Here is a 7,762-nt window from a genome sequence, read left to right as displayed (position 1 = left end):
CCCCCCCAAAACCGCGTCCGACCCGGGGCCACGAAGGCCCCGCGCCGGTCATTGATCAATCAGTTGACGATGGCAGGATCAGCCGAAACCACCGCCGAACCAGGCGTCGAAGAAGTCGGCGAAGTCATCGGCGAGCTTCCCGCCGCGGAAGCCCAGTTCCGTGGTCGCCCCTCTTCTGGTGCTGTTCTCCAGCTCGACCTTCTCGGGCTTGAAGATCTGCTTCTGGCCCTGGCCGGAGCCGTTGCCCGGGAGATTCGACGGCGGCCTGCCCTCCGGATACATCCGGCCGTTGCCGTAGACGCTGTACGACTGGGTCGGCTGGACGGTGCCGTCGTTCCGGTAGACCTGGCTCGGCCGTGGCTGTGCCGGCTGCCGGTTCGCCCTGGGCGGTGCCTGCCGCTGCGTCGACCTGTGGCTGGTCGGACGCTGCACCGGGCGCGAGCGAGCATGCTGGATCCCTCTGGGGAGGTGGCCGGTCCGGCGGTTGTGCCGCTGCCTGTTCAGCACGCTCCGCTTCTTGGCCGCCGCCTCGCGGGCCGCCTTCCTGGCCGCTCTGCGGGCCGCCGCCGCGGCTCGTCTCCTCGCCGCGGCCTCCCGGGCCCGCCTGGCGGCCTCGGCGGCCTTCTTCCTGGCCGCCGCCGCGGCCTTCTTCCTGGCGGTCTCCGCGGCCCGCTTCCTGGCCTCCTCCCTGGCCTTCTTCCTGGCGGCCTCGAGGGCCCGCTTCCTGGCTTCCTCCCTGGCCTTCTTCCTGGCGGCCTCCAGGGCCTTCTTCCTGGCGATCTCCCTGGCCCGGCGGATCGCCGCCTGCCTGGCGGCTCGCTGGGCCGCCTTCTTGGCGAGGTAGCGGGCCCCGACCCGGACGCCGATGGCGACCACGACCCAGACCCACTGCCCGTCAGGGTCCGTCATGGTGACGGGGCTGTTGTTGGCGTAGGCGTAGGCGTTCAGCTGCTGCGGATCGACATCGTCGATGATCGGGTCCACCGAGATGAACCGGCCGAGCTTGGGGTCGTACTCGCGGGCGCCGAGGTGGACCAGCCCGGTCGTGGAATCCTGCGTGCCTCCCACGAATCCGCGCTGCCCCGGCCAGAACGCCGGTGGCGATCCCCGGTTCTCGCCGAACGGCGTCGTCCTCCGTACGGCCAGATCGCCGGTTCCCGCGTTCACCGCGGCCTGCGCGGTGCCCTGGTGGTCGTTGGCCAGGAAGTACACCTGGTTGTCCGGCGTGCGCACCGCGATGGGGTCGTCGTTGACGGTGTAGTAGCGGGTCTGCTCGACGACGTCCTTGGCGAAGTCGAGGCGCAGCTCCATGTCGTCGATGTAGAGGGTGGCGTCGGTCGGGGTCTTGCGGATCAGCCGGTCGCCCTCGGCGTCGTAGATGAAGGACGTGGTCTTGCCCGCCTCCGTCACCGACTCGAGGTTGCCTTCGGCGTCCCAGACCAGGGTCTGGTCGGAGGTGCCGACCTTGCGCCTGGTGGTGTTGCCTGCGGTGTCGTACTCGAACAGATCCGACCCGACGCTCTGCAGCGCGTGCGGCTGCTTGCCGCCCGCCGCCGGGTAGGTGTAGTCGCGGACGGTCTCAGCGGCGCCACCCCAGGCGTGCTTGGTCTCCTTGATCCGGTTGCCGGTGGAGTCGTAGGCGTAGCTGGCCGCGTACGGGGCCACACCGCCGATCTTGCCGGACTGCGGGCTGCCGCTCGCGCAGTCGTCGGTGGCCGTCCAGGCGGAGGTCAGGCGGCGCAGATGGTCGTAGGTGAAGCACTGCGTGTCCTGGCCGCTCGCCTTGTCGGCGATCTTGGTGATGTTGCCGACCGCGTCGTAGGTGTAGTTGACGTCGAGGTCGGTCTTGGCCGCGCCCTCCCGGTCGACCCGCATGCTGGTCAGCCTGCGGGTGGCCTCGTCGTGGGCGTAGGTGAGCCAGGTCTTCTTGCCTGCCTCGCCCAGCTCGTACTGCAGGGTCTCGCCCAGCTTGGAGTAGCGGGCCGCGCCCACGTACGTCGACAGGCCGCTGACCTTGGTCGTCTGGCCGAGCTCGTCGTAGGTGTAGACGACCTGCTCCTCGGCCAGCCCGCCGACGCCGGGGAAGCTGACCGACTGGACCTTGTCGTCGGCCGTGTAGCGGGTGTTGAGCACGTACGAGCCGGCGAGCTTGCCCTCCCGCTCGGGGACGGTGACCGTCTCGCGCAGCGGGCGGTAGTCGATGTCGATGGCGTTGATCTCGGCCTTGTACGCCTGCCCGCCCACGTAGCGGATGCTGGCGTTCAGCTGGCCCTTGGCCAGGGCGTCGTACTTCCACTCGGCCAGCAGGGGGCCGGTCTGGGAGCCCTCGCGCAGCTCCTTCTGGCGCCCCATCTCGTCGTAGACGTACCACAGGGTCTTGCCGCGGGAGTCGGTCGTGCTGACGATCTCGTCGGCGTCGTTGTACGTCATCGTCGTGACGCCCTTGTCGGGGTCCTCGGTCTTGATCTCCCGGCCGCGCATGTCGTAGTGGTGGCGCCACACGTTGCCTGCCGAGTCGGTCACCGTGGACAGCCGGCCGGCGGCGTCGTAGGTGTACTTGGTGGCCTCGTACTCGCCCGTCGGGGTCGCGCCCTTGTACTGGCGCAGCTCGATCAGGCGGTCCTCGGCGTCACCGATGCGGGTGGTCGCCGTGCCGCCGGGCGGCGGCGTGACGTGGACCCGGTCGCCCTCCTGCTTGACCGTGACCCGGTACTTCTCCGCGCCCTTCGCCTTGAGGATCTGGGCGTTGACGTCGCCCGCGCCGTCGAAGGTCGACACGACCTGGTTGGGCACGTCGGTGTCGGCGACCGCGAGCAGGTCGGTGGAGGGCGTCCCGGTGGCGAAGTAGCCGGAGTTCGACTTGTACTCCTCGCCCTGGGAGTTGTAGAAGGTGTCGGTGATCGTGCGCCCGTCACGCAGGTTGGGGTCCTGCGTCAGCTCGTCCCTGGGCGCGGGTTCCTGGGTCTGGCGCTCGCGCATCAGGCCGTCGTACAGGTCGTAGCTGCTGGTGTAGGCACCGTCGGCGCGCAGCGTCTTCGTGGTGACGTAGCTGGGGCCGTTGTCCCGCATGACGTAGGAGTACTCGGTGCTGGGCGACTGGCCCGCCGCCTTGTTGCGATCGGCCTGCCAGACCTTCGTCAGCCGGCCGAGCGCGTCGTACTCCATGTCCACGCGGCGGTTGTTCGCGTCGATGTCGGTGACGGGTTCGCCCCAGGCCGGCTCGACGATCGTGCGGTCGGTGTGGCCGAGCTGGTTGGTCTCGGCGACCTCGGTCGGGAGGGCGCCCGTGGTCGGGGTGTAGGTGGTCACGGACTTGCTGCCGGTCGAGTCGGTCTCGCTGGTCTCGCGGCCGTAGACGTCGTACGTGTGCGACCTGTCGGTGATCGTCGTGCCGTCACCGGAGACGGTCTGCTGGACCGAGGTCACGTCACCCTTGGTCGGGGCCTGACCGTTCGCCTTGTTGTCGTACTGGACCTTCTCGTCCGAGATCACCTCGTCGGCGGCCAGCTTGGAGACGGCGGTGCCGCAGCTCGCGGCGACCTTCTGGATGCGGCTGGCGTAGTCCAGCATCCAGCTCGTGTCGTTGCGGGCGTAGGTGTAGCGGGTGCACTGGTCGTCGTCGGTCGTGGCCAGGTCACCCTTCTCCTCCACCTGGGTGAGCAGGCCGTTGTTGTCGTACGTGCGCTCCTCGCCGGTGCGCCGCCACTTGCCGTCGGGGAGCGCCTTGCGGGTGACCATGGACTTGGCCTCGACCACGTGCGCGGCCTTGGTGACGCCGCCCTGCGTGGACTCGGCGGTCTTCACCGACCACGGCTGCTCGGTGCTGGCGGTCAGGATGGCCCCGCCGTCCCCGTCGTACAGGAGCTCCTCGCGCTCGAAGCCGGAGTACTGGTCGAGGTCGTCCAGCTTGACGCCCTCGGAGTCCTCGACCTGCGCGCTGCGCTTGGAGCCGTCGGCCTGCTTGTCACCGTGCATGCCGCGGAAGTAGCGGAACTCCGTGAGCGTGCGCTTGGTGTCCTGGCCGTCGCCCTCGCGCACCCGCACCCGGCCGAAGCCCCGGAAGTCCGACCACGTGCGGTGCTCGGGCTTGACGAGGATGTTGTCGGCGTAGTGCCAGGCGGCGCCGTCCAGATATTCGTAGTTGGTGACCACGTTGGGCGAGCCCGAGATGCGGTCCACCTCGATCATCTGCGACACCACGTACTTGTGGAACCAGTCGGTGACCTCCGACTCGTTCAGCGGCGTCCAGCGCTGCGGGAAGCACAGCTTGGTGTTCTTGTCGGCCGCCGGCAGTTCGCCGGCCTTGCATTCGGCCGCGGCGTAGTTGATCCGCAGCTCGCCGCCGGTCCCGTTGTTCACGGCCTGGACGCGCCACTTGACCAGCGGGGCGCGGCCCTCGGTGGCGTCCACCCGGTTGGGGAGCTGGACACCGATGAACGTGGTCTTGGGTCCCGTGATCGTGCCGCCCACGAGGCCCGTCTGCTGGACCGAGGCCAGCCAGAGCGACGGGCTGAGGCCGTCACCCGTGGCGGGGAACTGGTGCGTCAACGCCCAGGAGTCGACGTTGCGGTACGCGCTCCCGGACAGGATCTGCGTGGTGACCTTGGTCAGCCGCTTGCGGGTGAAGAACGTCGGCGACAACCGGTCCGTACACTTCACACCCGAGTCACAGATCTGGTCGAACGGCACGTCCGGCCAGGACGCCGCCGTCTCCTTCTTGAGCTGGTCGGGCGCGCAGGTGATCGTGCCGCTGGGCAGGCACCGCTCGGCCACCTCGAACACGACCCGCGCCGCGGGGTTCTTGGTGAACAGCTCGCCCTGCAGGTAGCCGTAGTCCATGCGGGTGAGGTAGGCGCCGCGCACGTACTGGGTGCCCAGTTCCGGCTTCATGTTGCGGCCGTAGTAGTTGGTCTCCTGCGCGTACCAGTACGTGGTGGCGTTGCCGTGGGTGTCCACCGCGTAGTCGAGGTTCCACCGGTACGCCTGCTGGCACCAGGCGTTGGCCGGGGTGCTGTTGTAGCAGGGCTCGCCGCTGTTGTTGCCGAACACCGGCACCGTCTGGACCGACTTCGTCTCCGGCTTGCCGCTCACCCAGCCGGGAAGCCGGTTCAGGCCGAAGGTGAACTGGGAGCCGTCAGGGGTGGTGACCCGCCAGTACTCGCCGTTGTTGTCGCCGTTGGTGGCGCCGGTGAGGTACTCGATGCGGGTGCCGTCGTCGCGCTTGGGCCGCCACTGCTTGGTCGTGGCGTCCTTGACCAGCTCGACGGACGAGCTGCCGAGCGACATGACCGCGTTGTCCTGGTCCCAGCACAGGTCGCCGGTCTTCTTGCCGTCGATCATGCAGGACTTGTAGCGGCGCTCAACGTAGCCGCCGGGGTTGAGGTCGAAGCCCTCACCCGCCCAGGACGCCTGGTTGTTGGTGGAGGCGGTGCGACCGTCCACGCTCTGGGAGGAGTAGCCCAGCGAGATCTCCGGCTCCTCGCCGCCCAGCGCGGGCGGGGTGCGCATCTCGTAGCTCCAGTTGAAGTCGCCGGTCTGGGTGCCGACGCTCCAGTCCGCCGAGGGAGCCAGCGAGGTGGCGGAGTGGTCGCCCGACTGGCCGGAGGCGGCCGCCGTCACCGCGTACAGGCCCGCCGACTCGAAGTCGGCCGTGAGCGTGCCCGCCTTCGGGTCGTTCTCGCTCTTGACCGGCTGGGGCGCGGCACAGCCGTCCGCACCGGTCAGAGCGCATTCCTCCAGCTTGACCACGTGGAGCCGGGCGCCGTAGTCGCCGCCGTAGGCGTAGCGGAAGCCGGAGTAGTCGATCTGCAGGCGGTTCTTCTTGCCGGACGCGGCCTTGAGGTTCGCTCCCTGGCCGGGCGATACGCGCATCGCGAGGCCGAGCAGCTTGGAGTCGAGGAGTTCGACGCGTACGGGGTCGGGGGTCTCGGCCTTGGCGGCGGCGGCGCCCTTCTGCGGGGCCAGCTTCACGGGGAAGCCGGTCGCCGCCAGGGTGCTCGCCCCGGCGCCGCCCAGCTCCGCCGCCTGGGGTTTGGGCCAGGCGACGCCTGGTGGCGCCTTCCACGCCTGTTTCTCGACGGGATCGGCCAGCGGCGGCAGCACCGGGACGCTCGTGCCCTTGACCGGCTTCTCGTTCTGCACCGAGGGGGCCGGCCGGGACGCGGCCTGCGCGGGCATGACGTAGGTGAGGGGGACGACGAGGGCGATGGAAAGCACTGCCGCGAGTCTGCGGGGCCAGGGCGACTCGGGCTTGGGCTCCAGGAAACGGTTCCAGTAAGGGTCGTGATAGTCGGGTTCGTCGGGTCCGTGAGGTCGATTCCAGCGGGATTCGGGCAGGTCTAACTCACTCGGCAGGTCCATGAACCTCTCCCAGTCGGGGTGCAGATCGGACTTACTGGGGTGGGTGGTGATTTACTGCGCGGCCAGCTGAGCGATCTGCTCGGCGCTCAGCACGCCGTCATACGTGCGGACGTCGTCCACGGCTCCTGGCCAGTAGCCGGTGAAGGCGCCCGCGGTCTTGGTCCGGCCCAGTTGCAGCGGGCCGGTGGCGTTCCACGCGCTCGCGTGGGACGTGATGGTGGTGGTCGAGAGCCGGCCGTTGACGTAGATGCGCAGCTCGCCGGCCAGCGCGTCGTAGACGCCGGCGACGTGCGTCCACTCCAGCGGGTTGGGGATGGCGTCGGAGCGGGTGTGTACGACGGCGGCGGTGTCGGTGTCGGCGGCCCTCATGCCGAGGGTCCACCGCTGCTGCTCCTTGTCGAAGCCGAGCTGGAACCCGGCCGCCCGGCTGCCCGGCTGGGCCACGGCGGCGGTGTCGGCGGTGGGCAGGTAGTCGAGCTGGACCCAGGCGGCCACGGTGAAGCTCGACCTGGTGTTCACGGCGGGGCCGGTGGTCTGGGCGTGGCCGTTGACGCCGTCGAGCGCGAGCGCGCCCTCCAGCCAGCCGGCCGTCCACGACGCGCCTCCGGCCAGCGTCGCGGCTGTGGAGCGGCCGGAGGACTCCGCGGCGGACGTGCCCGACTCCTCGTCCAGCTGCCAGTGGCCGACCAGCGTGGCGGCGCTGTTGACCAGGTCGGCGACCTCGTCGGCGAACATGGCGCGGCCGTAGACGCGGACCTCGTCCACGTCGCCCGGCCAGGACTCCGCGGCGGCGCCGTTGACCTTGCCGCGGCCGATGGTGAGCGGCCCGGTGGCGTTCCACGGCTGGGTGAAGGCGACCGTGGACTCCAGCTTGCCGTTGACGTAGAGCGAGATCTGGCCCGCGGCGGAGTCGTAGACGCCGGCCAGGTGGGTCCACTCGTTCAGCCTCGGGGCGGCGGCCGACAGGGCCTTGACCGCCGCGGCGCCGTCGGTGTCCGAACCCGCGCGGACCAGGGCCCAGCGGTCGTCCGTCTTCGAGTACTGGAGTGCGAAGCCGCCGGTCCTGGAGCCTTCCTGGGTGACGACGGTCGCGGTGGCGGCGTTGCCGGTCAGGCGGGCCCAGGCGGTGACGGTGAAGTTGCGGCCGGTGTCGGCGACGGGGCCGGAGGTCTGCGCGTACGCGTTGGCCAGGCGCAGGCCCATGCCCGTCTTCCCGGTCGTCCACGTGGCGCCGTACAGCGTCGCCGGATGGGCGTTCGCGGCGTCGGCGGTCACGCCGCCCTGGCCCTCGTTCATGGCCCAGTGGCCGTTCGGGCCCTTGCCGCTGTTGACGTTGAAGACGTAGGTGCGGATCGGGCCGAGCTGGCCCGCGCGGTCCTTGCTGCGTACCGACAGCACGTTG

At 69.9% G+C, this 7,762-nt stretch carries 2 protein-coding genes; both read right to left on the bottom strand.

Features of this window, described 5'->3' with window-relative positions; translation table 11 throughout:
* Positions 1-78: 78 nt before the first annotated feature.
* A complete protein-coding gene (locus ACFKCF_RS20105) occupies positions 79-6,216 on the bottom strand; it encodes an RHS repeat-associated core domain-containing protein (RefSeq protein ID WP_394495598.1) in 6,138 nt (2,045 codons plus the stop codon).
* Between the two features lie 195 nt (positions 6,217-6,411).
* On the bottom strand, positions 6,412-7,762 hold a 1,351-nt coding region (locus ACFKCF_RS20100), incomplete at its 5' end, for a LamG domain-containing protein (protein ID WP_394495596.1).

It is taken from the genome of Nonomuraea sp. JJY05 (genome assembly GCF_043496855.1).
Classification (GTDB): Bacteria; Actinomycetota; Actinomycetes; order Streptosporangiales; family Streptosporangiaceae; genus Nonomuraea.
This window is presented reverse-complemented; position numbering and strand designations above follow the sequence as displayed.